23 protein-coding genes and 2 pseudogenes are annotated in these 26,208 nt (G+C 71.3%); 13 read left to right on the top strand and 12 right to left on the bottom strand.

Going from position 1 to position 26,208, the window contains the following annotated elements; translation table 11 throughout:
* Positions 1–11 precede the first annotated feature (11 nt).
* Entirely contained in the window at positions 12–1,493 is a 1,482-nt protein-coding gene (locus ACFV46_RS05130; RefSeq protein WP_385497041.1) for a metallophosphoesterase, read from the bottom strand.
* Between the two features lie 157 nt (positions 1,494–1,650).
* Here ACFV46_RS05130 and ACFV46_RS05125 point away from each other — a divergent pair, with 157 nt between their 5' ends.
* Positions 1,651–2,100, top strand: a complete 450-nt coding sequence (locus ACFV46_RS05125) for a hypothetical protein (RefSeq protein ID WP_385497040.1) — start codon at positions 1,651–1,653, stop codon at positions 2,098–2,100.
* A gap of 69 nt (positions 2,101–2,169) precedes the next feature.
* Positions 2,170–2,448 carry a DUF1876 domain-containing protein gene (locus tag ACFV46_RS05120; RefSeq protein WP_385497039.1) on the top strand — a complete coding sequence of 93 codons (279 nt, stop codon included), beginning with the start codon at positions 2,170–2,172 and terminating at the stop codon, positions 2,446–2,448.
* A 10-nt stretch (positions 2,449–2,458) separates the two neighbouring features.
* On the opposite strand, the gene ACFV46_RS05115 is transcribed toward ACFV46_RS05120, so the two are convergent.
* From ACFV46_RS05115 to ACFV46_RS05100, 4 genes are all read right to left on the bottom strand, one after another.
* Positions 2,459–3,619 carry a serine hydrolase domain-containing protein gene (locus tag ACFV46_RS05115; protein ID WP_361923381.1) on the bottom strand — a complete coding sequence of 387 codons (1,161 nt, stop codon included), beginning with the start codon at positions 3,617–3,619 and terminating at the stop codon, positions 2,459–2,461.
* Positions 3,620–3,738: 119 nt separating this feature from the next.
* On the bottom strand, positions 3,739–4,497 hold the full coding sequence (locus ACFV46_RS05110) for an energy-coupling factor ABC transporter ATP-binding protein (protein WP_385497037.1): 759 nt from the start codon (positions 4,495–4,497) through the stop codon (positions 3,739–3,741).
* Positions 4,485–5,246, bottom strand: a complete 762-nt coding sequence (cbiQ, locus tag ACFV46_RS05105; protein WP_151784471.1) for a cobalt ECF transporter T component CbiQ — start codon at positions 5,244–5,246, stop codon at positions 4,485–4,487. The genes ACFV46_RS05110 and cbiQ overlap by 13 nt, the downstream gene beginning before the upstream one ends.
* Before the next feature lies 1 nt (position 5,247).
* Positions 5,248–6,303 carry an energy-coupling factor ABC transporter permease gene (locus tag ACFV46_RS05100; protein ID WP_361923390.1) on the bottom strand — a complete coding sequence of 352 codons (1,056 nt, stop codon included), beginning with the start codon at positions 6,301–6,303 and terminating at the stop codon, positions 5,248–5,250.
* Between the two features lie 236 nt (positions 6,304–6,539).
* Here ACFV46_RS05100 and ACFV46_RS05095 point away from each other — a divergent pair, with 236 nt between their 5' ends.
* Complete coding sequence (locus ACFV46_RS05095; RefSeq protein ID WP_361923393.1) at positions 6,540–6,902, top strand: SsgA family sporulation/cell division regulator; 363 nt, start codon at positions 6,540–6,542, stop codon at positions 6,900–6,902.
* An 18-nt stretch (positions 6,903–6,920) separates the two neighbouring features.
* Here ACFV46_RS05095 and ACFV46_RS05090 read toward each other — a convergent pair whose 3' ends face one another.
* Both ACFV46_RS05090 and ACFV46_RS05085 read right to left on the bottom strand, forming a co-directional pair.
* On the bottom strand, positions 6,921–8,591 hold the full coding sequence (locus ACFV46_RS05090) for a penicillin-binding transpeptidase domain-containing protein (RefSeq protein ID WP_376727221.1): 1,671 nt from the start codon (positions 8,589–8,591) through the stop codon (positions 6,921–6,923).
* 100 nt (positions 8,592–8,691) lie between these two features.
* On the bottom strand, positions 8,692–10,323 hold the full coding sequence (locus ACFV46_RS05085; protein ID WP_385497036.1) for a penicillin-binding transpeptidase domain-containing protein: 1,632 nt from the start codon (positions 10,321–10,323) through the stop codon (positions 8,692–8,694).
* A gap of 444 nt (positions 10,324–10,767) precedes the next feature.
* Between ACFV46_RS05085 and ACFV46_RS05080 the strand changes: the two are divergent.
* Both ACFV46_RS05080 and ACFV46_RS05075 read left to right on the top strand, forming a co-directional pair.
* Positions 10,768–11,043 (top strand): annotated as a pseudogene (locus ACFV46_RS05080) (UTRA domain-containing protein); the annotation flags it as partial.
* Positions 11,040–11,706, top strand: a pseudogene (locus tag ACFV46_RS05075) (YdcF family protein). The pseudogenes ACFV46_RS05080 and ACFV46_RS05075, both read left to right, overlap by 4 nt.
* Before the next feature lie 166 nt (positions 11,707–11,872).
* Here ACFV46_RS05075 and ACFV46_RS05070 read toward each other — a convergent pair.
* From ACFV46_RS05070 to ACFV46_RS05055, 4 genes are all read right to left on the bottom strand, one after another.
* A complete protein-coding gene (locus ACFV46_RS05070) occupies positions 11,873–12,496 on the bottom strand; it encodes a hypothetical protein (protein WP_385497035.1) in 624 nt (207 codons plus the stop codon).
* Between the two features lie 568 nt (positions 12,497–13,064).
* Positions 13,065–13,322 (bottom strand): TIGR02391 family protein, encoded by a 258-nt coding sequence (locus ACFV46_RS05065; protein WP_385497034.1) that lies wholly within the window; start codon positions 13,320–13,322, stop codon positions 13,065–13,067.
* Positions 13,304–13,801 (bottom strand): hypothetical protein, encoded by a 498-nt coding sequence (locus ACFV46_RS05060; RefSeq protein ID WP_385497033.1) that lies wholly within the window; start codon positions 13,799–13,801, stop codon positions 13,304–13,306. Before ACFV46_RS05060 ends, ACFV46_RS05065 begins: the two co-directional genes overlap by 19 nt.
* A 274-nt stretch (positions 13,802–14,075) precedes the next feature.
* The gene (locus ACFV46_RS05055; RefSeq protein WP_376727223.1) at positions 14,076–15,818 is read right to left on the bottom strand and encodes a dolichyl-phosphate-mannose--protein mannosyltransferase; all 1,743 of its coding nucleotides are present in this window, start codon (positions 15,816–15,818) and stop codon (positions 14,076–14,078) included.
* 62 nt (positions 15,819–15,880) lie between these two features.
* On the opposite strand from ACFV46_RS05055, the gene rsmI reads away from it, so the two are divergent.
* The 6 genes from rsmI to ACFV46_RS05025 all read left to right on the top strand — a co-directional run bounded on the left by rsmI (position 15,881) and on the right by ACFV46_RS05025 (position 21,585).
* Entirely contained in the window at positions 15,881–16,729 is an 849-nt protein-coding gene (rsmI, locus tag ACFV46_RS05050; RefSeq protein WP_385497032.1) for a 16S rRNA (cytidine(1402)-2'-O)-methyltransferase, read from the top strand.
* 192 nt (positions 16,730–16,921) lie between these two features.
* On the top strand, positions 16,922–17,308 hold the full coding sequence (locus tag ACFV46_RS05045; RefSeq protein ID WP_376727224.1) for a hypothetical protein: 387 nt from the start codon (positions 16,922–16,924) through the stop codon (positions 17,306–17,308).
* Between the two features lie 46 nt (positions 17,309–17,354).
* Entirely contained in the window at positions 17,355–18,242 is an 888-nt protein-coding gene (locus tag ACFV46_RS05040; protein WP_361923411.1) for a TatD family hydrolase, read from the top strand.
* Positions 18,243–18,375: 133 nt separating this feature from the next.
* Positions 18,376–19,761 carry a ubiquitin-like domain-containing protein gene (locus ACFV46_RS05035; protein ID WP_385497031.1) on the top strand — a complete coding sequence of 462 codons (1,386 nt, stop codon included), beginning with the start codon at positions 18,376–18,378 and terminating at the stop codon, positions 19,759–19,761.
* 58 nt (positions 19,762–19,819) lie between these two features.
* The gene (rsmA, locus tag ACFV46_RS05030; protein WP_361923417.1) at positions 19,820–20,692 is read left to right on the top strand and encodes a 16S rRNA (adenine(1518)-N(6)/adenine(1519)-N(6))-dimethyltransferase RsmA; all 873 of its coding nucleotides are present in this window, start codon (positions 19,820–19,822) and stop codon (positions 20,690–20,692) included.
* Positions 20,689–21,585 (top strand): 4-(cytidine 5'-diphospho)-2-C-methyl-D-erythritol kinase, encoded by an 897-nt coding sequence (locus ACFV46_RS05025; RefSeq protein WP_385497030.1) that lies wholly within the window; start codon positions 20,689–20,691, stop codon positions 21,583–21,585. The genes rsmA and ACFV46_RS05025 overlap by 4 nt, the downstream gene beginning before the upstream one ends.
* Before the next feature lie 10 nt (positions 21,586–21,595).
* Here the strand turns inward: ACFV46_RS05025 and ACFV46_RS05020 are convergent, their stop codons facing one another.
* The gene (locus ACFV46_RS05020) at positions 21,596–22,189 is read right to left on the bottom strand and encodes a Uma2 family endonuclease (protein WP_361923423.1); all 594 of its coding nucleotides are present in this window, start codon (positions 22,187–22,189) and stop codon (positions 21,596–21,598) included.
* Positions 22,190–22,345: 156 nt separating this feature from the next.
* On the opposite strand from ACFV46_RS05020, the gene ACFV46_RS05015 reads away from it, so the two are divergent.
* Both ACFV46_RS05015 and ACFV46_RS05010 read left to right on the top strand, forming a co-directional pair.
* On the top strand, positions 22,346–24,157 hold the full coding sequence (locus tag ACFV46_RS05015; RefSeq protein ID WP_361923426.1) for an ABC-F family ATP-binding cassette domain-containing protein: 1,812 nt from the start codon (positions 22,346–22,348) through the stop codon (positions 24,155–24,157).
* Positions 24,158–24,382: 225 nt separating this feature from the next.
* Positions 24,383–26,206 (top strand): PQQ-binding-like beta-propeller repeat protein, encoded by a 1,824-nt coding sequence (locus ACFV46_RS05010; protein ID WP_385497029.1) that lies wholly within the window; start codon positions 24,383–24,385, stop codon positions 26,204–26,206.
* Positions 26,207–26,208 lie beyond the last annotated feature (2 nt).

Raw genomic sequence — 26,208 nt, 5'->3', positions numbered from 1 at the left:
CGGCCGGTCCCTCAGGCCCGTCCCGCGATCCCCGACAGGTCACGGACCGTCATGCTGTTGCGGTCGGCGACCGAGCGGCCCAGCGAGTGGTGGGGCCACAGGCCCGCCGCCACGCGCCGGCTGCGCTCGCTCCACTGACGGGCCGCCAGATCGCCCGCCTTGTAGTGGTTCAGGGCGTAGCCGCCGGAGTGGACACGGAGAAGTGTGAAGCCGCCCGGGTACTCCTTGGCCGCCGCGACCTCCTGCTGGGTGACGTGCGGGGCCCGTGCCAGCACCGTGCGCTTGTTGCGGTGCGTGTGGCCGGCGTGGTGCAGGAAGACGCCGGGCGCGTCCGCGTAGGCGTCGAGGACGGCACCGGCCTGCCGGCGGTCCAGGCAGTGCCCGCGGGTCACCGGGAACACCGAGTCCCGCACGGTCAGCGGATGGTGCCCGAACACCAGCGTCGGCTGGTCCGGCTGCTCCCTCAACCGGTCCTGCAGCCAGGCCAGTTGCTCCGGTCCGAGACCGCCCGCGTCGGCGCCGTTCCCGGCCTTCGCATAGGTGTCGAGGCCGACGACGCGCAGCCCGCCCAGGTCGTGCGCGAAGTAGCCCGGGCCGCCGCCGTCCACGAACGCGGCGGCGAACGTGTTCTGCGCCGACCGGTCGTGGTTGCCGCGCACGACGAAGTAGTCCCGCCCGTGCGTGCCGAAGCCGTCGAGGATCCGCCGGGCCTCGGCGAGGTCGTGCGCCGCCCCGCAGGCCGAGATGTCGCCCCCGGCGAGCAGCACGTCCGCCCCGCGCCGCCGGGCCTCCTCGACCAGCGCCCGGCTCATGAGCTCCGGGTACGGCGCGCCGCCCGCCCGCTGCGGCACCCCGCGCAGCAGGGGCAGCCCGCCGACCAGCCCGGCGGTGGTCTCGCCGAGGTGCAGGTCGTTGCAGAGCGCGAGGGACAGCAGAAGCCGGCCGGGCGGGGGCTGCGGCGTGGTGAAGGAGTACGGGCCGCCGCGGCTGCCCAGCCCGAACGCCGAGGTGCCGACCGCGTTGCCGCGCACCAGGTGCAGCGGGGTGGGCGTGGCGGCGACCCCGCGCGAGCGGGCCCGGTAGTAGTACGTCTGCCCCGGCTCCAGACCGGTCAGCTCGACCTGGTGGTGGGCGGTGGGCCGGTCACCGGACGCGACCCGGTGCAGCCGGGACGGGTGGGTGCCGTAGACGACCTCGCCCTCGGTGACGGCGGGCAGCGGGCGGCCCGCACCGTCGTCCGTGCCGGGGACACCGGTGAACCAGGTGACGACCGCGCGGTCCTCGGTGAGCGTGACCAGTTCCAGATGGACGGCCGCCAGGTCGTCGGGGTGCGGGGCGCGCGACCACCGGGTGGCCATGGCCGCCGACCGCAGCAGGGCGGGAGCCAGCCGCACCCCGGACCGCAGCACCTCGCCGGGGCCCGGCAGGGCCGACAGGGTGGCGAGGGCGGGGAGATGGGCGGAGAGGCAGCACCGCCCGGTGCCGAAGGTCACCTGATCCCGGGTTGCCGTACCCGTCTCGTTCAAACGCGGACCGGCCGGGGCGAACACGGCGTCCGGAACCGGTCCTTCGACCCTCCGGTACCGGCCCCCTCGGACCTGCCTGCGCACTACGATCGTCCCGGCGGACGGTTCACCGAGGGGGCGGACAGTGACGGCGCTGAGCGAGGGGTCGGACGCGGGGGTCGGCGACCGGGAGCCCCTGCATCCCGACCGGATCAAGCACCTGGAGTTCATCCAGGCCACCATCACGCGGCTGGGGACCAACTCGTTCCTGGTGAAGGGCTGGGCCCTCACCCTGGCCGCCGGTCTGCTCGCCCTGTCCGCGAGCCGGCTGAGCTGGCACCTCGCGGCCGTCGGCGTGGTCCCGCTGGTGTGCTTCTGGTACCTGGACTGCTTCTTCCTGCGCCAGGAACGGGCCTACCGCCGCCTCTACGACGACGTCCGCCGGCCCGGCAGCACCGTCGAGCCGCTGTCGATGAACGTGGCCTCCCATCTGGGCGCCATGCCCTGGCGGGAGGTCTGGTTCACCCCGACCCTCCTGCTGTTCTACACACCCCTTCTCCTGGCCGACCTCGGGCTCCTCGCCCTCGCCGTCTGAGCCGGGCTCTTCTGGCGAGCCCGTCCCTGAGGGAGCACCCTGGAAGCAGGTCTTCCGGAGGTGGTCGTCATGATGCACACCGCAGTGGGATGGCACGTCGAGATGGAGTTCATGGAGGACGACGACCAGCACACGCGGGCCGTCGCCATGGTCCGGCTCCCCGACGGCACCGAGGTACGGGCCCACGGGCACGCCAGCCGGCACCACACGGACCCCTACCAGCCCCGCGTCGGCGAGGAGATCGCCGGAGCCCGCGCGCTGAACGAGCTGGCCATGCAGATGCTCACCAAGGCGCACACCGAGATCGACTCGGCGTCCGGGCGCACCTCGCACCCGATCCACGTCTGAGGGATGTTTCCTAGGCGCCGAGAGACGTCCGCAGCGCCCGGATCAGCGCCTGCGCCCTCGGGTCCGCCGTCACCGTCTTCCGGAAGCCGTTCGTCACATAGCCGAAGGCGATCCGGGTCTCCGGGTCGGCGAAGCCGAGGGCGCCGCCGCGCCCGGGGTGCCCGAACGAGCCGGGGCCCAGCAGCGGGGACGCGGTGCCGTGCAGCATGTACCCCAGTCCGAACCGGGTGTTGACGACCAGGACGCGGTCCGGGCCCGACGACTCCTCGGCGCGGGCCAGCTCCACCGTCGCCGGGTCGAGGAGCCGCACCCCGTCGACCTCGCCGATCAGGGCCGCGTAGAAACGGGCCAGCCCGTCGGCCGTCGCGACACCGTTCGTCGCCGGGAGCGCGGCGGCGCGGTACGCCGGGTCGTTCTGGTCGGGGAACGGGCTGATCGCGGCGAACGCCCGGCGGGTCAGCGAGTGCGGGTCCTCGTAGGCCGCGGTCACCGACCGCTTCGGCCGGGCCCGCAGCGCGCCCGCCGGCTCCGGCCCGTCCACCCGCCCGGTACGGCCGGCCCGGCCGGCCACCTCCTCCGGCAGCCCCAGCCACAGATCGAGCCCCAGCGGGCCCGCCACCTCCTCGGCGAGCCACTCACCGACCCAGCGGCCCGTGACCCGCCGCACCAGCCCGTCCAGCAGCCAGCCGTACGTCAGCGCGTGATAACCGTGGCCGGTGCCGGGCTCCCACACGGGCGCCTGCGCGGCCACCGCCGCCGGGCCGCGCTCGGGGTCCAGGGCCTCCTCGGGGGTGAGCGGCACGTCCAGGACCGGCAGGCCCGCGCGATGCCCGAGCACATGCCGGACCAGCAGCCGCTCCTTGCCGTGCGCCTTGAACTCCGGCCAGTACGCCGCGACCGGCGCGTCCAGGTCCAGTTCCCCGCGCTGGTGCAGCAGCAGGGCCACGGCGGCGGCGACGCCCTTGGTCGCCGAGCGCACGACCTGCGCGGTGCCGTGCTGCCAGGGCTCGGTGCCGTCGACGTCCCGGGTGCCGGCCCACAGGTCGACGACCCGGTGCCCGTCGCGGTACACGGCGACGGCGGCGCCGCGCTCGCCGAGCCCGGTGAAGTTCCGTGCGAACGCTTCCCTGACCGGCTCGAAGCCCTCGGCGACTGTGCCGTTCACGTCCACGTCCGTGCTCCCTCGACCGACCACCCGGCGCCCCCGTGGCGCCTGCGGTGTCCAGTCCAACATGGGTGCGCGACCTTCGATTCCGAAGTGTGGCCGACGTCTCGCGCGCGGGGCCGCGGTCAGGCGCCCGTGGGCACCGAGCGCGGGTCGAAACCGTAGGGCAGCTCCAGCCGGTGGGCGCTCATCAGCGCGTCGTCGGCGAGGAGTTCACGGGTCGGGCCGTCCGCCGCGATCACGCCCTCGCTCAGGATCAGCGACCGGGGGCACAGCTCCAGCGCGTACGGCAGGTCGTGGGTGACCATGAGGACGGTGACGTCCAGGGAGCGCAGGATGTCGGCCAGTTCGCGGCGGGAGGCCGGGTCGAGGTTGGACGACGGCTCGTCCAGGACGAGGATCTCCGGTTCCATCGCGAGCACGGTGGCGACCGCGACCCGGCGCCGCTGCCCGAACGACAGGTGGTGCGGCGGGCGGTCCTTGAACTCCGCCATGCCGACCAGCTCCAGCGCCCGGTCGATGCGCGCCTCCAGCTCCGGCCCCTTGAGACCGGCCGCGGCCGGCCCGAACGCCACGTCCTCGCGGACCGTCGGCATGAACAGCTGGTCGTCCGGGTCCTGGAACACGATGCCGACCCGGCGCCGGATCTGCGCCATGTGCTCCCGGCCCACGGGCAGCCCGGCGACCCGCACGGTGCCGGTGCCGCCGCTCAGGATGCCGTTGAGGTGCAGGACCAGGGTCGTCTTGCCGGCGCCGTTCGGGCCGAGCAGCGCGACCCGTTCGCCGCGCTCGATGGAGAAGTCCACGCCGAACAGGGCCTGATGCCCGTCGGGGTAGGCGAAGGCGAGGCCGGAGACCTCGAGGGAAGCGGTCACAGGGTCCATCCCAGCAGACAGACGACGAGGGCGGAAAGCGGCAGGGTCAGCGCGTAGGTCCACTGCGCGCGGGACGCGGTGACCTCGTCGATCACCGGCATCGTCCCGGCGTACCCGCGGCTGACCATGGCCAGGTGCACCCGCTCGCCGCGCTCGTAGGAGCGGATGAACAGGGCGCCCGCCGACTTGGCGAGCACACCCCAGTGCCGTACGCCCTTCGCCTCGAAGCCGCGGGACTCACGGGCGATGCGCATGCGCCGCATCTCGTCGGCGATGACGTCGCCGTAGCGGACCATGAAGGACGCGATCTGCACGAGCAGCGGGGGCAGCTTCAGCCGCTGCAGGCCGAGCAGCAGCTCCCGCAGTTCCGTGGTGGAGGCGAGCAGCACCGAGGCGGCGACCCCGAGGGTGCCCTTGGCCAGCACGTTCCAGGCGCCCCACAGACCGCCGACGCTCAGCGACAGGCCCAGCACCTCGACGCGCTCGCCCTCCGCCACGAACGGCATGAGTACGGCGAACGCGACGAACGGCACCTCGATCAGCAGCCGCTTCAGCAGGAACCGGGCGGGCACGCGCGCGGTGCGGGCGACGGCCGCGAGCAGCACCGCGTACAGGCCGAACGCCCACATCGCCTCGCGCGGTGTGGAGACCACGACGACGACGAACGCGAACGTCGCGGCCAGCTTGGTGTGCGGCGGCAGCCCGTGCACGGGCGAGTGCCCGTGCCGGTAGAGCCGGTGCGCGTGCCCCGCTCCCATGTCAGGCGCCGCTCGTGCTCGCCGGGGAGACGTCGGCGGGATGGGCCGTACGGCGGCGGCGCACGGCCCAGAAGACCGCGCTGCCCGCGACGACGGTGACCCCGACGCCGATCACGCCCGCGAGACCGCCGGAGAGCCGGGCGTCGGTGACGTCCTTGACGCCGTAGTCGGCGAGCGGGGAGTCGGCGGCGGCGTGGTCCTCGGCCTTCTTGTCGATGCCGTGGTCGGCGGCGACCTTCTCCAGGCCGTCGGGGCTGGCGGAGGCGTAGAAGCTGACGAAGCCGGCGAGGACGAGGGAGGTGACCAGGCCCACGGCCCACACCTTGCGGGGGGAGCGCGCGGCGACCGGGGCGGGTTCGGCGGCGGGCGCGTCGACCAGCTCGCCGTTCACCCGCAGCCTCAGCCGCTGCCGCAGGTCACGGGCGCCGTACACCAGATCGGGGCGTACGGCGACGACGGCGCCGACGGTCAGCGCGGTGATCGTGGCCTCGCCGAGGCCGATCAGGACGTGCACGCCGACCATGGCGGTGGCGACCTTGCCGAGGGAGACGTCGGTGGTGCCGCCGACCGCGTACATGAGGGTGAACGCGAGGGCGGCCGCCGGGACGGACAGCAGGGCGGCGGCGAACGAGGCGACGGTGATCGAGCGGCGGCCGCGGGGGAGCACCTTCACCAGGAGCCGGAAGACGGCGTAGGCGACGACGGTCGTCACGATCGCCATGTTGGTGATGTTCACGCCGAGTGCGGTCAGGCCGCCGTCCGCGAACAGGATGCCCTGCATGAGCAGGACCACCGACACGCACAGCACGCCTGTGTAGGGCCCGACGAGGATCGCCGCGAGGGCGCCGCCGAGCAGATGGCCGCTGGTGCCGGCCGCGACGGGGAAGTTGAGCATCTGGACGGCGAAGATGAACGCCGCGACGAGTCCGGCCAGCGGGGCGGTGCGTTCGTCGAGTTCGCGCCGGGCACCGCGCAGGCTCACGGCTACCGCGGCCGCGGCGACCACTCCGGTCACGGCGGAGGTGGGGGCGTCTATGAATCCGTCAGGTACGTGCACCGTTCGATGATAGTGGCTTAATGCGAACGGGTTGCAAGAGCGAGTGGGTGTTCACTGCGGCCACGCCGGTCGCGGGCGGCGCATGATTCCGCCGGGCGCCGCATGATTCCGCCCACATCTGAGCCCGATCCGGCTACGACGAGCGGAATCGGGAAGATGTGCGACATTGGAGAAGGAGCGGAGGCACAGCCTTCGCACAGGTCACGCGTCAGGTCACGCGGGTTAGGGGCCGTCCGATGTCCGTAGTCGAGCAGTACGCACGAGCCCACATCGTCACCGACGCGGACACCTTGGCCGCGGAGCAGGACGCGGTCCCCGTGGTCCTGCGCTACGACCCCGACACCGATCCGCGCGTCGTCCACATCCGGCTGCCCGGCGGCGACACCCACGACTGGACGTGTTCGCGCACCCTGCTGGAGCAGGGGCTGCGCGCCCCCGCCGGGAGCGGTGAGATCCGGGTGTGGCCCTGCGGCCGGGTGCAGGCCGTGGTCGAGTTCCACTCCCCGCAGGGCGTCTCGGTCGTCCAGTTCGAGACGAAGGCGCTGATGCGGTTCCTGCGGCGGACCTATCTGGCCGCCACGGAACCCGTGCACAGCTGAACCTCAACCACCGGAGCCTCAGCCACCGGCCTTCAGCAGCGCCGCCACGATCGGGCCGGCCGTCGAACCGCCGTGCCCGGCCGCCTGCACGACACCCGCCGCGGCCAGATCGCCGCGATAGGCCGTGAACCAGCCGTTGGGCTTCTTCTGGTTGTCGACCTCGGCCGAACCGGTCTTCGCGCCGACGTCGCCGCCGACCCCCGCCATCGCCTCGGCCGCCGTGCCGTACCGCGCGGTGTACCCCATCAGATCGCGCAGCTGGGCCAGCGTGGACGCGGACATCGTGCGGGACGCCTTCGCGAGCGTCCGCCCGTCCACCTCGGGGGAGACCAGATAGGGCTGCTTGAAGGTGCCCTGCTTCACGGTCGCCGACACCGACGCCATGTTCAGCGGGTTCATCCGCACCCCGCCCTGACCGATCAGCTCGGCCGCCATCTGCGCCTGCGACTGCACCGGCACGGCACCGTCGAAGGTGGGCACGCCCACCGACCAGTTGTCGAGGGAGAGACCGAAGACCTGCTGCGCCTGCTTGGTCAGACTGTCGTCGTCCAGCTTCGGCGCCTGGCTGATGAAGGCCGTGTTGCAGGACCGGGCGAAGCTCGCCTTGAACGTCCCGCCCTTGATCTCGAACTTGTCGTCGTTCTGGAACTTCCAGTGCCCGTAGGTGAAGTACTTCGGGCAGGGGTGCTGCTTGTCCGCCGACGCCAGGCCCTTCTCGATCAGCAGCGAGGAGGTGACGACCTTCATCGTGGAACCGGGGGCCAGCGATCCCTGGAACGCGGTGTTGAAGCCGTGCGAGGAGTTCGCCACCGCGAGGATCTCGCCCGTGGAGGGCCGCAGCACGACCACCGACGCCTTCTCCTTGGCGGCGACCTGCTGCTCGGCGAGCGCCTGGAGCGCCGGGCTCAGCGTCGTCTTCACCGTGCCCGGCGTGCCCTTGCTCAGCTCCAGCACGGTGGTGTCGGACAGCTCCGCCTTCTGGGACTCCTTGCCGCGGACCACCTGGAGTTCGACGCCCGCCGTGCCGCCGGCCTTGTCCCCGTACTTCTCGCGCAGCCCGTCCAGGACCGAACCCAGCGACGGGTAGGTCTTCACGGTCAGCTCGCCGCCGTCGCGGTCGAGCGCCTTCACCGGGGGCTTGCCGGACGCGCCGGTGACGAGCCGGTCGCCGTCCTTCAGCTCCGGGTGGACGACCGCCGCGTGCCACTTCACCAGCGGCCTGCCGTCCTCGGCCCGCCGGGTGACGGTGAGGGCGCTGTCGTACGCGAGGGGCTTGCTGGTGCCCTTGTAGGTGACGGTGCCCTTCACCGAGAAGGGGACCTTGTCGCCGGCGCGGGGGCCCGCCGTGAGGGTGACGTCCTTGATGCGGGCGTCCTTGGAGTAGCCGGTGAGCAGGGCCTTCGCGGCGGCGCTGTCGTCGGTGGCGGCGGCCGCCTCGGCCACCTTCCCCTTCTGCCAGGCGGTGAGGAACGCCTCGGCGGCCGTGGTGACCTCCTTGCCGGACAGCGGGCCCGTCCTGACCTTCCTGGCCCGCTGCTCGGCGGAGGCCGACTGCGTGTCGGCCGCCGCTCCACCCCCGTACAGGGCGTAGACGCCGAACCCGGCGCCACCGATGACGACGGCGATCATCCCGCCGAGCACGGCCGGGTTCGTCTTCCGCCGCTCGGCGACGCGCTTTCTTCTGCCCACTGCTTTCCGTTCCCTCACGAATCCCAGGGTCCCCGGCGCCCCGCTGCCCTCACGCACAACGACGACGACAGCCTAGAGTCCCCGGGCGCCGAGGGTGAGGTCAGCCTGCCGCTCGTAGCACGGCTGCGACAATCGGACCGGCCGCGTCGCCGCCGTGCCCGCCCTGCTGGACCAGCGCGGACGCCGCCACGTCGTTGCGGAACGCCGCGAACCAGCTGTCCGAGGTGGCCTCTCCGTCGACCTCGGCCGAACCGGTCTTCGCGCCGATGTCGCCGCCCAGCCCGCGCATCGCCGCCGCGCCGGTGCCCTGCGTCGCGGTCAGCCGCATCATCTGCCGGATCTGGTTCGCGGTGCCCGGCCGCAGTCCGGACGCGGTCGCGAAGTCGCGGTCGTCGAGCGTGCGCGGCACCAGATACGGCTGGCGGAACGTGCCGGTGATCGCGGTCGCCGTCACCGACGCCATGGTCAGCGGGTTCATCTGGACCGTGCCCTGCCCGATCGCGTTGGCCGCGCGGTCCGGGCCGCCGGAGGCGGGGACGCTGCCGTCGAAGGAGCTGATGCCGGTCCGCCAGTCGCGGCCGATCCCGAACCGCTGCTCGGCCTCCGCCGTCAGTGAGGAGTCCGTGACCCCGTCACGGCCGACGAGCTTGATGAAGGCCGTGTTGCAGGAACGTGTGAAGGCGGCCGAAAGAGTGGCGCCGGGGCCCTCGTCGGGCCTCATGCCCTTCAGGTTCCTGAAGGTCTGGCTCTGCCAGACCGCCGTGTCCGGGCAGGGTGCCGGGCCGTTCATCGTGGCCAGGCCGTTGTCGATGAGCATGGCCGAGGTGAGGATCTTCATCGTGGAACCGGGGGCGACCTGCCCCTGGAACGCCGCGTCGAAGGCGTCCTCACGGTGGTTGGCCACGGCGAGTATCTCGCCGCTGCTCGGCTTGAGCGCGACGACGGAGGACTGCCCGTACTTCTCGACGGCCTTCTCGGCGGCCGCCTGGACGCTGGCGCTGAGCGTGGTGCGCAGCTTGCCGGGTCTGCCCTTGGAGAGGGTCAGCAGCGAGGTGTCCGGGGCCTCGGTGACGGTGTGCCGGATCGACAGCTCGACACCGGGCTCGCCGCCGGCCTTGTCGCCGTAGCGGGACCGCAGGGTGTCCAGGACCGGGCCGAGCGAGGGGTACTTCTCCTTCGTCAGCTCGGTGCCGTTCCGGTCGACGGCCTGGATGGGCGGGCTCGCGGCCTCGCCGGTGACCAGGGTGTCGCCCTTGCGCAGGTCCGGGTGGATCACGGACGGCTGCCAGTCGACCAGCGCCTTGCCGGTGCTCACCCCGCGCACCACGGTGAGCCGGCTCGCGTAGCGCAGCGGCGCGGACTTCCCGCCGTACGACACCTTCGCGTCCACCGTGAACGGCACGGTGGTGCCCTTGGCCTTGCCCGGCGTGATCTTCACGTCGCCGATGTGCGCGCCCTTGCCGAAGGCGTGGAGGAGGACGCCGGCGGCCGCGTCGTTGTTGGTCCGTGCGGCGGCCTGCTCGACCTGGCCCTTCTCCCAGGCGCCGAAGAACGCCTCGGTGGTCTCGGCCACCTCCTCGGCGTCCGGCGGCCCGGACCGCGCCGCCCCGCCGGCACCGGTGGCGCCGCCCCCGTCCAACGCCGACACGATGTTGTAGGCGCCGTACCCGGCCCCGCCCACCATCAGGGCGAACACCCCGCCCACGACCGCGACCTTGACCCCCTTGGCCATGATCCCCTCCCCGTTCCGTCCTCCGCACTGTAGGTGGCGTGGGGGAGAACTGTGGGGGGTGTTTCCTTTTGTGACCGACGGTTACCGAACGTGTGACCGAAGATCGACGGGGTGAAGAGGGCCTAGACCCACGTATCCAGCCACATCCGCGACCGCCACTCGTCGATCGGGATCGACGTGCCCGTGTGGAGGGGCCAGAAGTAGATGAAGTCTGCATGATCCGGACCCCTGGGGCTCCGACCAGGGCGTTTACCTCTGGCCGGGGCCGGATCAGGCGGCTTGGGCCGTCCCTGGGCCGTGATCATGCGTGCTCGACGCCAGGTAGAGGCTGTCGACGGCCTTCCGGGTGCGTCCCTCGCTGCTCGGCATCAGGTGCGTGTACGTCCGGAGCGTGAAGCCCAGATCGCTGTGACCGAGGTACTGGCTCAGAGCCCGGATGCTTTCGCCGGCCGGGGCGGTGGCTTCCGTGTCCTCTACGACGCTGGGTACGAGATTGACCACTTGCAGGAGACCCTGTTCGCGCGAGTCCCCACGGCGGACGAAGCCCAGCTGCTCCAGCTCGCGCCAGGCGAATGGGTGGTGGAGTTGCACCGGACGACGTACACGGCCGACGGCACCGTGGTGGAGTTCGCCATCGGCGTTCACGCGGCGACGCGCTTCGCCTGGACGTACGACTTCAAGGTCCCCGACTCAGCGAAAGCGGAGGGCAAGAGCAAGTGATCTCAGCACAGGCATGGGCCGACGCTCAACGGCTCTGGGGCTTCCAGCAGATGGGGCACGAGCTGCGCCCATGCTCTGTCGCGATCGGACTCGGCAGTCATGACCTCGGAGTCGCGGACACAACTGCTGATCCCTACCACCGCGGCATGATGCCGTTGATCGTCTTCACCGGGGCGACCAGCCGCACCACACGCGACCGCATGCCGCGTGGCGAGGCCGAGCACTACCGCGAGCGGGCGACGGACCTGGGGGTGCCGGCTGACGCCATTTTCGTGGAGCCGCGGGCCTGGAACACAGGAGAGAACATCCGCTTTTCCCGCGCACTCCTCGAAGAGCGCGGGGCCGCCGTGTCCTCCGTCCTGCTGGTTAGCAAGCCGTATGAGGAGCGACGGGCCTACGCGACCGCACGCAACCTGTGGCCCGAAGTCGAGTGGGTCAGCGCGTCTACACCTATGACCCTGGCTGACTACGTCGACTCGATCGGAGATGCACGCCTGGTCATCGACATGTTGGCCGGCGCGCAGCAGCGGCTCATGATCTAGCCCGCGACAGGGGTTCATGATCGAGCAGCCTGTACCCGATGACGTGGCCGCAGCGTATGAGCGTCTGCGCGACGCCGGGTTTACAAGCCGACTCGTGGCAGATACCGCAGAGCGGAAGTGACGGCGCCACGGGAGCTCCGCGATTCCCGCCGTGGCCAACTCTGGTCACCTGGGGCCGCGCGCACGCTAAAGGCGATAGGCGCATGTCACGCGGGATGGACGCGCGGGGAGCCGACTGGCGTTGGAAACCGTCGTGCTCCCAGCGTGGTACAACTTACTTTACCTGATCAAGGCCTGAATTTATCAGTCCCAATCACAGGAATAATTCCCTCGCCGTCAAGGGTCTTAAGGGTCCCCATAAGATTCCCCTGCGCCCAACTGTTCCAAGACTTGGCGATCAAGTTGTAAGAGGCCCGACGTCCTCCGCTCGTGCCAAGCACCACGCGATCCCTGAAGAACCTATTCCTGAGTACTAGGCGAGGATCCTTTGCGTCCATGTTGGCGCCCGAAATCAGGCCGTTGGCCCAATCTTCGATCTTGTCTGCGTACTCAGTTCGTGCCGCTTGAGCAAGAACCACCAGATGGGTGGGCTGGTTAATTCCGGAGGCCCGATACGATGCGGCGGCGATGGGAGCCATGGTCGTAAGTTCTGGCCATGCCGCAACAGCTCTCAGGATATCTGAGGTGGCGGCTCTCGTATCGTAGAAACCATCGAAGAGGGTGACAGGATCCCACATTTTATACATCTGCCCGATGATCCGGGCCGCCGCAGCGACGATGACCCTGTGGGGGATCTTGAGAAGCTGAGCCGCTTGGCGACGATGCCCTGAGTCGAGTACGTCGAAGGTCTCCGCCTCGCAGTTAGGGATGACGAGCATTTCGACAGAAACACCGGAGAGCTTGATGCCCATCAGCCTATGCTGCCCATCAAGCAGCATTCCATCTTTATCGAAAGCGATGCCCTGGTGTGTTGTCCTCCATGCCCCATTGCTCATAGCTTTCGCATACCGTTCATACACGGTATCGGAGAGGACTCGGTTATGCGCTGGGTTGCAGTGAGTCAGCCAGAGCTCAGCCATTTCTGGACTGATAGTCATGTACTTGGGCCCGATCGGCAGAGCCGGGAGGTCAATCATGCTTCGCTTGCGTCCCTTCGCACAGGTATGCCAACAGCATGATTGCAGGTCCGTGGGTGCTTTTTGCACACTTGCGCTATATGATGAAGCTAGACCGCTATTTGTGCAGAATGTTTTGGCGGCGCACAACTCATGACGCTTTCTGGCTGCATTATTTTCGAATTTGATCGGTAACTTGACCCCCTATATCTCCACTGCTGAAGCCCTATGGCATCGACAGCATGGGTGCACTCCAGAGGAGTAGCCGGATGCCCTTCGGTTCGCTGCCAACGGCTGGGCTGTCTGTGAGCCTTGCGAGGGCGCTTGGCAACGACAGGTGACGGCTCTTCCCTACTCGGAGCGCTCACGACGCCGTCTCGACGACGCACTCCTCGATCCAGCGGGCTACGACCGAGAAGGTCGCTAGGTACTCCAACGCTTCCTGCTGGGTCCAGTTCACCTCGTCCTCGTGAGCCGCGAGGTTCCGGAGTGCCAAGAAGACCCCGGCCGAGGTGTACTTTGCGCCGTCCTGGCGGGCCCTCCAGGTTGGGGTGCTTCGATCCCCGTTGAAACGGAGGCGCGGTTTGCTCTCCTCAGGCGCTTTCATGTCGAAACTTTGCATGCAGAGGTCTTTCTCGCCGATGTCGTGGCGCCCCAGCTTCTGCTGAAGCGTCGGTTGACGGTGCGAGCGGCGGCGAGGACGGCGTCTTGATGAGCTTCGGCGGCCCAGAGCGGCGCGGCTGGCTCCCAGACCCAGGGGTGGAGCGCGTCCGCCTGGATAAGAGGTGACGCGGGCCGCAGGAACGCCGCAATCTCGTCTGCGTGCTTGGCGTGCCCCAAGGCTTCGGCCGCCGCCAAACGTACGAGTTGCCAGTACCCGATGCCCTCTGGGTTGTACTGGCCCAACTCGGCAAGAGCTTGTGGAGCGTAGGCATCAATGATCTTGCGAGCACTCACTAGCTCGATTGCGAGGTCCTGGGGCCACTCTGGCCAGTACCTGCTGCCGCTCTGGTCGCTGTTGGCGGTTTCTAGTTTCGAGACGTGGACGTTTACGTCTTCAAGAAAGTCAGTGAGCGTCTCGACAGCGTAGGCGTGGTCCATACATGGACCATGGGCTCAACAGCCTGCGCTAGGCACGGATTTCAGCAAGGTAGAGCCGCAGGGGGAGTGCACTTGATGCCCCATATGTCCCCCGGGAGCGGCCAGAGGCGAGGAACCGCAGCTCAGCCCCGAACCCGGCCCGCTGTAAATCTGCCGAGACTCAGCGTCGGGCCGCGCTCGGGCCGTCCGAGGGTGACCGACGACAGCCATCAACGACCAACAATGACCGCGAGGGCACGGCTGACTGCCGTGCCCTCGCGGCGTGTCTGCGCAGCTAGACCCACGTATCCAGCCACATCCGCGACCGCCACTCGTCGATCGGGATCGACGTGCCCGTGTGCAGGGGCCAGAAGTAGATGAAGTTCCAGGCGATCAGCAGGACCAGGACGCCTGCCGCCGTCGCGCCGATCACGCGGCGGGTGTCGCCGGAGCGGGGTGGGCCGATGATCGCGCCCAGGAGCATCGCCACGGCCAGGCACAGGAAGGGGAGGAAGACGATGGCGTAGAAGAAGAAGATGGTGCGTTCCTGGTAGAGGAACCAGGGGAGGTAGCCGGCCGCGACGCCGCAGGCGATGGCGCCGGCCCGCCAGTCGCGGCGCAGCAGCCAGCGCCACAGGACGTACAGGACGGCCGCGGCCGCCGCCCACCACAGGACCGGCGTGCCGATCGCCAGGACCTCGCGGGCGCACTTGCCGCCCGCGTCGGAGGGGCAGCCGTCCGCGCCGGGCAGCGGGGACTCGTAGAAGAAGGACACGGGACGGCCGTCGACGATCCAGCTCCAGGGGTTGGACTGGTAGGTGTGCGGCGAGGACAGGCCGACGTGGAAGTCGTACACCTGGTTCTCGTAGTGCCACAGGCTCAGCCACCAGTCGGGGAACAGCCACGACCAGTCGCTGGTGCGTCCGTTGGCGGTCGCCCAGTCGCGGTAGTAGCCGCCCTTGCCGTTCGTGGGGGAGAGGATCCAGCCCGTCCAGGACACGAGGTAGGTGACGATCGCCACCGGCACCGTCGCCAGGAACGCCAGGCCGAGGTCGTGGCGGGCCACCGCCCGGTACGGGCGGCCCGCGCCGGCGACCCGGCGGGCGCCGACGTCCCACAGCACCGTCATCAGGCCGAAAGCGGCCAGGAAGTACAGGCCGTTCCACTTGGTGCCGATGGCCAGGCCCAGCAGCAGACCGGCCAGCCAGCGGTAGGGGCGCCGGCCGAGCCGCAGGGTCTCGGCGAGGTGCGCGTCGGGGCGGACCCGCCCGTCGGCGTCCACCGGCAGCGCGGCGGCCAGTCTCGCGCGCGCCCGGTCCCGGTCGATGACCAGGCACCCGAAGGCCCCCAGCACGAAGAACATCAGCACCCCGTCCAGCAGCGAGGTGCGGGCCATCACGAACGCCAGCCCGTCCACGGCCATCAGCGCGCCCGCGACACAGCCGAGGAACGTGGAGCGGAAGATTCGGCGGCCGATGCGGCACAGCATCAGCACCGAGAGCGTGCCGAGCAGCGCCGTCATGAAGCGCCAGCCGAACGGGTTGAACCCGAACATCAGCTCGCCGAGCCCGATGACGTACTTGCCCACCGGCGGGTGCACGACGTACGCCGCGTCCGTCGGGATCGGCACCTTGTCGGCCAGCTCCAGGACCGACTTGTTGGCGTTCTTGTCCCAGCTGACCTCGAAACCGCGGTGGATCAGCGCCCAGGCGTCCTTGGCGTAGTACGTCTCGTCGAATATCACCGCCTTCGGGCTGCCCAGGTGCCAGAAGCGCAGCACGCCGGCCAGCAGCGTCACCAGCAGCGGCCCGCCCCACCCGGACCAGCGCGTGATCCGGCCGGCCAGCGGGCCCGAGACGCCGAGGAACTGCCACATCCGCGGGCTGGGCGCCACGTACGGCGGCACGAGCCGGTCGCGTACGTCGCCGCCGGGCGCGGCGGAGTAGCCGAATCGGCGCAGCCGCTGCTGCCACGACGGCCGCTGCTCGTGCGATGCCTGGCCCTGCCGGGTGTCCGTGGAGGACGCGGTACTGGTCACCGCGCCATCGTAGGGAACACGTCTGTGACAGTCGCGCGGATGCGCCCTGCGAGACTGGAAACGTGACAGGAACCCTTGTACTGGCAGGCACCCCCATCGGCGACGTCCAGGACGCGCCGCCCCGGCTCGCGGAGGAGCTGGCCGGCGCGGACGTGGTCGCCGCCGAGGACACCCGGCGCCTGAAGCGCCTCACCCAGGCGCTCGGGGTGCAGCCGTCCGGGCGGGTCGTGTCGTACTTCGAGGGCAACGAGTCGGCGCGCACCCCCGAGCTGGTCGAGGCGCTGCTGGAGGGCTCGCGGGTGCTGCTGGTGACCGACGCGGGCATGCCGTCCGTGTCGGATCCGGGGTACCGGCTGGTCGCGGCGGCCGTGGAGAAGGACATCCGGGTCACCGCCGTGCCCGGCCCGTCCGCCGTGCTGACCGCGCTCGCCCTGTCCGGGCTGCCCGTGGACCGGTTCTGCTTCGAGGGGTTCCTGCCGCGCAAGGCCGGCGAGCGGCGCTCGCGTCTGGCCGAGGTCGAGCGGGAGCGTCGCACGCTCGTCTACTTCGAGGCGCCGCACCGGCTCGACGACACCCTCGCCGCGATGGCCGAGGTGTTCGGCCCCGAGCGGCGGGCCGCGGTGTGCCGGGAGCTGACGAAGACGTACGAGGAGGTCAGGCGGGGCGGGCTCGGGGAGCTCGCGGCGTGGGCGGCCGAGGGTGTGCGCGGGGAGATCACCGTCGTCGTCGAGGGGGCCCCGGACAAGGGCGCCGAGGAGGTCGACGCGGCGGAGCTGGTGCGCCGGGTCCGTATCCGCGAGGAGGCGGGGGAGCGGCGCAAGGAGGCGATCGCGGCGGTGGCCGCCGAGGCCGGGGTGCCCAAGCGGGAGGTCTTCGACGCCGTCGTGGCGGCCAAGAAGGCGGAGGCGTGAAGGTGGTGTGAGCAGGGCGTATGCGCGGGTGCGCGGGCGCCCCATGCCGGGGTAAAGCGACTCGGGCGTTTCTGCAAGGAACGGCCAATTCACCGCCAACACTGGACAGATCGCGTGCGCTCGCCGCCGCCGGGGAGTCCACTGGGTCGTGGGACGCCGACCGTCCCAGCCCAGCGGACCCCAGGAGCCGGCATGAGTGAGAGCGCACAGATCCCGGGCCTTCACGGCGCCGCGACCGCCGTCGTCCACGAGTCGTACTCGTTCGCGTGCATGCGCTGCGGGCACGGCTGGGAGCAGTCGTACGAGATAGAGCACCACCACGACGGGGACGGCCGGGAGTTCGTCCGGTACGTGGCCGACGGCCAAGTCGTGCCGTCGCCGCTGAGCCGGCCCGCCTGCCAGAACTGCGACGGGCACGTGGTGCGGATCATGCGGGCCGGGCGGGTGTCGTCCGCGCAGAACTCCCTGCGCCGCCCCGGGCCCGCCCCGTCCCCGGCCGTCCCCGCGCAGGCGGGCGAGGCGCCGCACCACTGGCAGCTCTCCGACCTTCTGCACGTCTTCCACCGCAAGGCGGGCTGACCCGGCACCCGGCCGGCCCGGCGGGCCCCTTCCGTAGGATCGGGGCATGCCTTCGAACGCCGCCGACAAGCACGCCGCCCCGCCCGCGCCGGAACCGTTGCGGGTGCCGGTCGCCGACTCGCACACCCACCTCGACATGCAGTCCGGCAGCGTGGAGGACGCCCTGGCGAAGGCGGCCTCCGTCGGGGTGACCACCGTCGTGCAGGTGGGCTGCGACGTACGCGGCTCGCGGTGGGCGGCCGAGACGGCGGCGGCCTACGACGCCGTGCACGCCACCGTCGCCCTGCACCCCAACGAGGCACCCCGCATCGTGCACGGCGATCCCGACGGGTGGTCCCGGCAGGGCGCGCGCGAGGCCGGGGGCACGGCGGCGCTCGACGAGGCGCTCGCCGAGATCGACCGGCTCGCCGCGCTCCCGCACGTCAAGGGCGTCGGCGAGACCGGCCTCGACCACTTCCGCACCGGCCCCGAGGGCGTCCGGGCACAGGAGGCGTCGTTCCGCGCCCACATCGAGATCGCCAAGCGGCACGGCAAGACCCTCGTCATCCACGACCGCGACGCCCACGACGACGTCCTGCGCATCCTCAAGGAGGAGGGCGCCCCCGAGCGCACCGTCTTCCACTGCTACTCGGGCGACGCCGAGATGGCCCGGGTGTGCGCCCGCGCCGGCTACCACATGTCCTTCGCCGGCAACGTCACCTTCAAGAACGCGCAGAACCTGCGGGACGCCGTCGCGGTGGCCCCACTGGAACTGCTCCTGGTGGAGACCGACGCGCCCTTCCTCACCCCGGCCCCGTACCGCGGACGGCCCAACGCGCCGTATCTCATTCCGATCACGGTCCGGGCCATGGCCGAGGTGCGCGGCATCGACGAGGACACGCTGGCCGCGGCCCTGGGATCGAACACCGCACGGGCCTTCTCCTACCCGAACTGACACCCGCCCGACGGCCCTCCCGGCTCCCAACGCCCGTAAAAATTACGGTGCGTAGCCGCGTCGCCTTGGTGACCGCCCGGCGCTCCGCTAGGTTCTGGTGGCCCTGAACGGACCCCTCCGCTGGAGCGTCGTCGTGAGCAACGCGCAGTTCGAGACGTATGGACCGAGCCCGTCCCCGTACCCCCCGGGGTACGGCGGCTTCGACCCGTACACCGCTCCCACGGTGCCCTACGGCACGCCGGCCGCCTTCGAGACGCACACGGAACGTCACGACACCGTGTACGGGGGCGGCGGCGGGCCCGAGCCGTACGCGGACACCTACCGCCCGGCGTACGAGGTGGCCGAAGGGGCGTACGCGCCCGGCGCGGACCACCGGACCGGGCGGCGGGCCGCGCACCGCCGGCGCGGCCGGACCGTCGAGCGGGTCGAGGGACCCATGCGCCGGCTGGTCCCGCAGGCCCTCGTCGTCGCGTTCCTGGCCGGCGGCACCAGCGCCTTCGTCGCCAGCGACAAGGCGGTCGAGCTGACCGTCGACGGCACCCCGCGCACCCTGCACACCTTCGCCGACGACGTCACCGAGCTCCTCGCCGACCAGGGCGTCGAGGTCGGCGCCCACGACGTGGTGCACCCGCCCGCCGGATCGGCGCTGGAGAGCGGCGACGAGGTCTCGGTGCGCCACGGGCGCCCCCTGCGGCTCACCCTCGACGGCCGCCGGCGCGAGGTGTGGACGACCGCGCACACCGTGGAGGCGGCGCTGAGGGAGCTCGGGGTGCGCACCGAGGGCGCGTACCTGTCGGTGCCGCGCTCGAAGCGCATCGGACGCGAGGGGCTCACCCTGGACGTGCGCACCGAACGCGCGGTGACGGTCCTCGCCGACGGCCGGGCCCGCACCGTCCGCACCAACGCCGCGACCGTCGCCGAGGTCGTCGAACAGGCCGGAGTCACCCTGCGCGGAGACGACACCACCTCGGCGCGGGCCGGGGACTTCCCCCGCGACGGGCAGGCGGTGACCGTGCTGCGGATCACCGGCGGCCGGGAGATCCGTGACGAGGTCATCCCCTTCGACGTACGGCGCGTCGAGGACCCCACCGTGTTCCGGGGCACCGAGGTCGTCGAGCAGCCGGGACGGGCGGGCCTGCGCCGCATCACGTACACGCTGCGCACCGTCAACGGGGTGCGGCAGAAGCCGCGGCGCACCGGCACCGAGCTGGTGCGCCGGCCGCAGACCCAGATCGTCAAGGTCGGCACGAAGCCCCTGCCGGTGTCCACGGACTCCACGGGCGGGCTGAACTGGGAGGGCCTCGCCGCCTGCGAGTCCGGCGGCCGCCCCGACGCGGTCGACTCCTCGGGGACGTACGGCGGCCTGTACCAGTTCGACACCGAGACCTGGCAGCGCCTCGGCGGCCGGGGCCGCCCCCAGGACGCCCCGCCCGCGGAACAGACGATGCGGGCCAAGAAGCTGTACGTCCGCCAGGGCACCAGCCCCTGGCCGCACTGCGGGCAGCGCCTGCACCGGTGAGACGGGCGCCGGGCCCGCTCCGGCGTTCCGGCCCGGCGGCGCCCCGTACCCTTGTCGGGTGAGCAGCCCCACCCCCGACGCCCTCCTGGGCCCCGCCGACATCCGTGAACTGGCGGCCGCCCTCGGTGTGCGCCCCACCAAGCAGCGCGGCCAGAACTTCGTGATCGACGCGAACACCGTCCGCCGTATCGTCCGCACCGCCGAGGTCCGCCCCGACGACGTGGTCGTCGAGGTCGGCCCGGGGCTCGGTTCCCTCACGCTCGCCCTGCTGGAGGCCGCCGACCGGGTCACCGCCGTCGAGATCGACGACGTGCTGGCCGCCGCGCTGCCCGCCACCGTCGCCGCCCGGATGCCCGAGCGCGCCGACCGGTTCGCGCTGGTGCACTCCGACGCGATGCACGTCACCGAGCTGCCCGGCCCGCCGCCCACCGCGCTGGTCGCCAACCTCCCCTACAACGTGGCCGTCCCGGTCCTGCTGCACATGCTGGAGACCTTCCCGAGCATCGAACGCACCCTGGTCATGGTGCAGTCGGAGGTCGCCGACCGGCTCGCCGCCGCCCCCGGCTCGAAGGTGTACGGGGTGCCGTCCGTGAAGGCCAACTGGTACGCCGAGGTCAAGCGGGCCGGTGCCATCGGCCGGACCGTCTTCTGGCCCGCCCCGAACGTCGACAGCGGCCTGGTGTCGCTGGTGCGGCGCACGGAGCCGCTCGCCACCACCGCGTCCCGGCGCGAGGTCTTCGCCGTCGTCGACGCCGCCTTCGCCCAGCGCCGCAAGACGCTGCGGGCCGCGCTCGCCGGCTGGGCCGGTTCCGCCGCCGCCGCCGAGGCCGCGCTCGTCGCCGCCGGCGTCTCCCCGCAGGCGCGCGGCGAGTCGCTGACCGTCGAGGAGTTCGCGCGTATCGCCGAGCACAAGGAGCAGGGCCAGCAGTGAGCGTCACCGTCCGCGTCCCCGCCAAGGTCAACGTCCAGCTCGCGGTGGGCGCCGCCCGCCCCGACGGCTTCCACGACCTCGCCAACGTCTTCCTCGCCGTCGGCCTCTACGACGAGGTCACCGCGACGCCCTCGCCCGGCGGCCCGCGCGTCACCTGCGACGGCCCCGACGCCGCGCAGGTCCCGCTCGACGGCACCAATCTCGCCGTCCGCGCCGCCGAGGCGCTGGCCGCCCGCCACGGCCTGACCCCCGACGTGCACCTGCACATCGCCAAGGACATCCCCGTCGCCGGCGGCATGGCGGGCGGCAGCGCCGACGGGGCGGCCGCCCTCCTCGCCTGCGACACCCTGTGGGGCACCGGCGCCTCACGCGAGGAACTCCTCGACATCTGCGCCGAACTGGGCAGCGACGTCCCGTTCAGCCTGGTCGGCGGGGCCGCGCTCGGCACCGGGCGCGGGGAGAGACTGACGGAACTGGAGGTCGGCGGCACCTTCCACTGGGTGTTCGCGATGGCCTCACGCGGGCTGTCCACACCGGCGGTCTTCCGGGAGTTCGACCGGCTCGCGGAGGGGCGGGAGATCCCGGAGCCGGTGGCGTCGCAGGAACTGCTCGGCGCGCTCGCCAAGGGTGACGCGGAAGCGCTCGCGGCCACCGTCTCCAACGATCTTCAGCCGGCGGCGCTGTCGCTGTTCCCGGAGCTGGCGGACACGCTGGCCGCGGGGCGCGCGGCGGGGGCACTGGCCTCGCTGGTGTCGGGGTCGGGGCCGACGACGGCGTTCCTGGCGCGGGGCGCGGAGGCGGCGGAGGCCGTCGCGGCGGCGCTGCGAGGCTCCGGCATCTGTCGGGATGTACGCAGGGCGTCGGGGCCGGTGCCGGGGGCCACGGTGGTCTGACGGCCGACCCTCAGAGTTCGTCGATGGCCGTCAGGTCGATGTCGATGGAGTAGGGCTTGTCGACCTTGATGCGCTCGCGGTGCATGCCCATGTGCACATAGGACTGCGTCATGGGATCGAGCTCGTAGACGTGAATGACAGGCTTGCCGCTCGCGCCGTTCTCCTCCACGCGCCAGAAGCTCGGGATGCCTGCGGTCGCGTACTTCTGTGGCTTGGTGGTGCGGTCCCGTGACTCGGAGTCCGGGGAGACGACCTCGACGGCGAGAAGCACGTCCTTCGCCGCGTAGCGCGTCTGGCCCGACCCGGTGATCGCGTCGGTGCGGACGACGCTCACGTCAGGCTCGGGCCCATTGCGCTGATCAAGGACGACGGTCATTTCCCGCCTGATCCTGAACCCGGGTGGCGCGGTCTGACGAAGCCCGTTGACCAGCAGGTCGATGACGACGCTGTGGAAATCTCGCTGCGGACTCACGAAAACCAGACTTCCGTCGATCAGCTCGGTGTGCGGCGGGAGATCGGGCAGCGTGAACAGGTCGTCCACGGTGTAGCCGTCCTGCGGCGGCACCGGCCACCGGACGCGGTGCTTCACGGGTTCGGCGGTCATGATTCCTCCCATGGACGGGATCCTGCTGCCTGCCACCTACGGTAGCCGCCCGTCTCCGATCGCGTCATCACAAAGAGTGACCGTCTCCTCGCGTCCCGACCGCTCCCCGGCAGGGCCTAGGCTGGAGAGCTGATCGATCCACCGGGCAGGAGAGAAATGGCCGTCAATCTGGTCAATGTCGAGAACGTCAGCAAGGTGTACGGCACCCGTGCACTGCTGGACGGGATTTCGCTCGGCGTCTCCGAGGGCGACCGCATCGGCGTCGTCGGCCGCAACGGCGACGGCAAGACGACCATGATCCGGATGCTCGCCAAGCTGGAGGAGCCCGACACCGGCCGGGTCACCCACTCCGGCGGGCTGCGGCTCGGCGTCCTCACCCAGCACGACTCCCTCGACCCCGAGGCGACCGTCCGCCACGAGGTGATCGGCGACCTCGCCGACCACGAGTGGGCCGGCAACGCCAAGATCCGCGACGTCCTCACGGGCCTCTTCGGCGGCCTCGACCTGCCCGGCTTCCCGCAGGGACTCGACACCGTCATCGGCCCCCTGTCCGGTGGCGAGCGGCGCCGGATCGCGCTCGCCAAGCTGCTCATCGACGAACAGGACCTGATCGTCCTCGACGAGCCCACCAACCACCTCGACGTCGAGGGCATCTCCTGGCTCGCCCAGCACCTGCGCGAACGCCGCTCGGCTCTCGTGTGCGTCACCCACGACCGCTGGTTCCTCGACCAGGTCTGCACCCGCATGTGGGACGTCCAGCGCGGCGTCGTCCACGAGTACGAGGGCGGCTACTCCGACTACGTCTTCGCGCGGGCCGAGCGCGAGCGCATCGCCGCGACCGAGGAGGTCAAGCGGCAGAACCTGGTCCGCAAGGAGCTGGCCTGGCTGCGCCGCGGCGCCCCCGCCCGCACCTCCAAGCCCCGGTTCCGCGTCGAGGCGGCCAACGAGCTGATCGCGGACGTGCCGCCGCCGCGCGACAGCAGCGAGCTGATGAAGTTCGCCTCCTCCCGGCTCGGCAAGACCGTCTTCGACCTGGAGGACGTCACCGTCCAGGCCGGCCCCAAGGTCCTGCTGAAGCACGTGACCTGGCAGCTCGGCCCCGGCGACCGCATCGGCCTCGTCGGGGTGAACGGCGCCGGCAAGACGTCCCTGCTGCGGGCCATGGCCGAGGCCGCGCGCACCGAGGGGGAGACGCAGCCGGCCGGCGGGCGGATCGCCGTAGGAAAGACCGTCAAGCTCGCCTACCTGTCCCAGGAGGTCGCCGAACTCGACCCCGACTGGCGGGTCCTGGAGGCCGTGCAGCGGGTGCGGGAGCGCGTCGACCTCGGCAAGGGCCGCGAGATGACCGCCGGTCAGCTCTGCGAGACGTTCGGCTTCGGCAAGGAGAAGCAGTGGACGCCGGTCGGGGACCTCTCCGGCGGTGAGCGGCGGCGGCTGCAACTGCTGCGGCTGCTGATGGACGAGCCCAACGTCCTCTTCCTCGACGAGCCCACCAACGACCTCGACATCGAGACCCTGACCCAGCTGGAGGACCTCCTCGACGGCTGGCCCGGCTCGATGATCGTCATCTCCCACGACCGGTTCTTCGTCGAGCGCACCACCGACCGGGTCTTCGCCCTGCTCGGCGACGCCACCCTGCGGATGCTGCCCCGCGGCATCGACGAGTACCTGGAGCGCCGCCACCGCATGGAGGCCGCCCAGGTCGCCGCCGCCGCGTCCGCCCCGGCCGCCGAGAAGGCCGTACCGGAGCGCAGCGCCGCCGATCTGCGGGCCGCCAAAAAGGAGTTGCAGCGGATCGAGCGGCAGCTCGACAAGCTCTCCGAGCGGGAGACCGCGCTGCACACGGCGATCGCCGAGCACGCCACCGACTTCGCGAAGGTCGCCGAACTCGACGCGGAACTGCGCGACCTGGCCACCCAGCGGGACGAACTCGAGCTGCGCTGGCTCGAGCTCGCCGAGGACGCGTAGCCGTCGCACAGCAGTCGGGCTCCCGCACGTGAAGAGCCCGTGAAGGGTCATAACGAGGGCATCACAGGCCGGTCCTCCCTTGGGTACAGGGGTGGGCGGGGCCCGGTGCGCCCTCGGTGACGGGTGATAGAAAGGCCGCTGAGGACAGTCTGAGAAACGCCGGTGTGGCGAGATCGCGACGGCACAGGACGTGGCACCGCACCGGCCCACCAAGGGGGACCGCTCATGAGCCAGCCGCCCAACCAGCCGCCGCAGGGCGGTTTCGGCGCACCGCAGGATCCGCGGCAGGGTGGCTTCGGCGCCCCGCAGCCGGCCGGTGCCCCGCAGACTCCGCCCCCGCCGCAGGGCGCCCCCCAGACGCCTCCTCCGCCGCAGGGCCCGCCGCAGCCGCCGGCGGGTCCGCCCCAGCCCGGCTACGGCTACCCGCAGCAGCCCCCGCAGCAGCCGGGCCCCTACGCGTCCGGCCCGTACGGCCAGCCGCCCCAGCAGCCGGGCCCGTACGGCCAGCCCCAGCAGCCCGGCCCCTACGGCCAGCCGCCGCAGCCGGGATACGGCTACCCCGGCCAGCCGCAGTACCCGGGCGCGCCCGGCACCCCGCCGCCCGGCGGCTCGCGCAACCCGTTCAAGGGCAAGCCCGCCCTCGCCGTCGTCGCGGCCGTCGCCGCGCTCGCGGTGATCGGCGGCACCGTGTACGCGGTGACCAGCAGCGGCGGCGACGACGACCCGAAGAAGCCGATCGCGCAGAAGTCCGACGACCCGAAGGGCTCCGCGTCCCCGACCGGTGACGACGAGGGCGACGGCGGCAGCGGCGGCGGCGCCGACCCGGAGAACCTCAACGGCGGCCGGCAGGCCGGCGAGGCCAAGGTGCTCTGGTACAAGCCCGCCCCCGACGCCCCCGGTTCGGGCGCCGACGCCCCCGGCATGTGGATCACCGACAAGACCGCGGTGAAGGCGGCGTACAAGCAGGTCTTCGGCTACCGCGTCGCCGACGGCGAGGCCGCCTGGGACCCGATCTCCTTCCCGGAGAAGATCTGCTCGGTCACCGCGCAGAAGTCGTCCGACGACAAGGTCGTCGTGGCCTACATGAGCGGCAGCAGCGACCGCGCCAAGTGCAACCAGCTCCAGCAGATCGACCTGAACACCGGCGCGAAGGGCTGGAAGGGCACGGTCGCCGAGGGCGGCCTGTTCGACACCACCCTCAAGGTCGAGATGTCCATCACGGGCAAGACGCTGATGGTGGGCCGCTCGCAGTCCGGCACCGCCTACGACGTCGGCACCGGCAAGAAGATGTGGGACAAGCAGCGCTACGGCGACAAGTGCTTCCCCGACGCCTTCGCGGGCGGCGACGCCCTGGTCGGCGTGGCGTCCTGCGACGCCGGCGGCTCCGGCGAGCACGACGAGATCCAGGCCCTCGACCCGGCGACGGGCAAGGCCAAGTGGACGCGCAAGATCGACGAGGGATGGCGGGTCGCCCGCGTCTTCTCCGTCGACCCGCTGGTCGTCTACAGCACCAACAAGGACAAGAAGACGTGGAACATCTCCACGTTCGACACCTCCAGCGGCAAGCGCCGCTCGCAGGTCTCCGTCGACCTGGAGATCGGCGCCGAGTGCGGCTGGGCCATCCTGGAGCGGGCCCTGCAGGGCTGCGGCGGTGTGGTCGCCGACAAGGACACGCTGTACATGCCGACCAAGGCCATCGCCGCCGCCAACGAGATCGTCGCGATCAGCCTGGACAGCGGCAAGGAGAAGTGGCGCGCCAAGTCGCCCGCCGAGGAGACGATGCTCCCGGTCAAGGTCGAGGACGGCAAGCTCGTCGCGTACGTCACGCCGTCGTACGACGCGGGCGGCCAGGTCGTGTCGATCCCGCTGAGCGGCGGCGGTCACGAGCCGGCGAAGCTCCTGCAGAACCCGGTGAGCGCCGCGCGGATCGAGAACGGCTTCTTCTCCAAGGCGTACGACTGGGTCGACGGCCGCTTCTACCTGTCGAGCACCCGCCTCAGCGGCAGGGACGACGCCAAGGAGAAGCTGATCCTCGCCTACGGCAAGTGAGT

Origin of the sequence: Streptomyces sp. NPDC059852 (assembly GCF_042731455.1) — a bacterium.
Lineage (GTDB): Bacteria > Actinomycetota > Actinomycetes > Streptomycetales > Streptomycetaceae > Streptomyces.
Note: the sequence above shows the minus strand (reverse complement) of the source record. Positions and strands in the feature narration are given on the sequence as shown.

Excerpts from the sequence above, each read along its gene's own strand:
- ACFV46_RS05020 (WP_361923423.1), bottom strand. The coding sequence starts at position 22,189 with ATGACCGCCGAACCCGTGAAGCACCGCGTCCGGTGGCCGGTGCCGCCG.
- ACFV46_RS05060 (WP_385497033.1), bottom strand. The coding sequence starts at position 13,801 with ATGGACCACGCCTACGCTGTCGAGACGCTCACTGACTTTCTTGAAGAC.
- ACFV46_RS05110 (WP_385497037.1), bottom strand. The coding sequence starts at position 4,497 with ATGGACCCTGTGACCGCTTCCCTCGAGGTCTCCGGCCTCGCCTTCGCC.
- ACFV46_RS05070 (WP_385497035.1), bottom strand. The coding sequence starts at position 12,496 with ATGGGCATCAAGCTCTCCGGTGTTTCTGTCGAAATGCTCGTCATCCCT.
- ACFV46_RS05015 (WP_361923426.1), top strand. The coding sequence starts at position 22,346 with ATGGCCGTCAATCTGGTCAATGTCGAGAACGTCAGCAAGGTGTACGGC.
- ACFV46_RS05040 (WP_361923411.1), top strand. The coding sequence starts at position 17,355 with ATGCCTTCGAACGCCGCCGACAAGCACGCCGCCCCGCCCGCGCCGGAA.
- ACFV46_RS05095 (WP_361923393.1), top strand. The coding sequence starts at position 6,540 with ATGTCCGTAGTCGAGCAGTACGCACGAGCCCACATCGTCACCGACGCG.
- ACFV46_RS05045 (WP_376727224.1), top strand. The coding sequence starts at position 16,922 with ATGAGTGAGAGCGCACAGATCCCGGGCCTTCACGGCGCCGCGACCGCC.
- ACFV46_RS05120 (WP_385497039.1), top strand. The coding sequence starts at position 2,170 with ATGATGCACACCGCAGTGGGATGGCACGTCGAGATGGAGTTCATGGAG.
- ACFV46_RS05085 (WP_385497036.1), bottom strand. The coding sequence starts at position 10,323 with ATGGCCAAGGGGGTCAAGGTCGCGGTCGTGGGCGGGGTGTTCGCCCTG.
- ACFV46_RS05065 (WP_385497034.1), bottom strand. The coding sequence starts at position 13,322 with ATGCAAAGTTTCGACATGAAAGCGCCTGAGGAGAGCAAACCGCGCCTC.
- cbiQ (WP_151784471.1), bottom strand. The coding sequence starts at position 5,246 with ATGGGAGCGGGGCACGCGCACCGGCTCTACCGGCACGGGCACTCGCCC.
- ACFV46_RS05010 (WP_385497029.1), top strand. The coding sequence starts at position 24,383 with ATGAGCCAGCCGCCCAACCAGCCGCCGCAGGGCGGTTTCGGCGCACCG.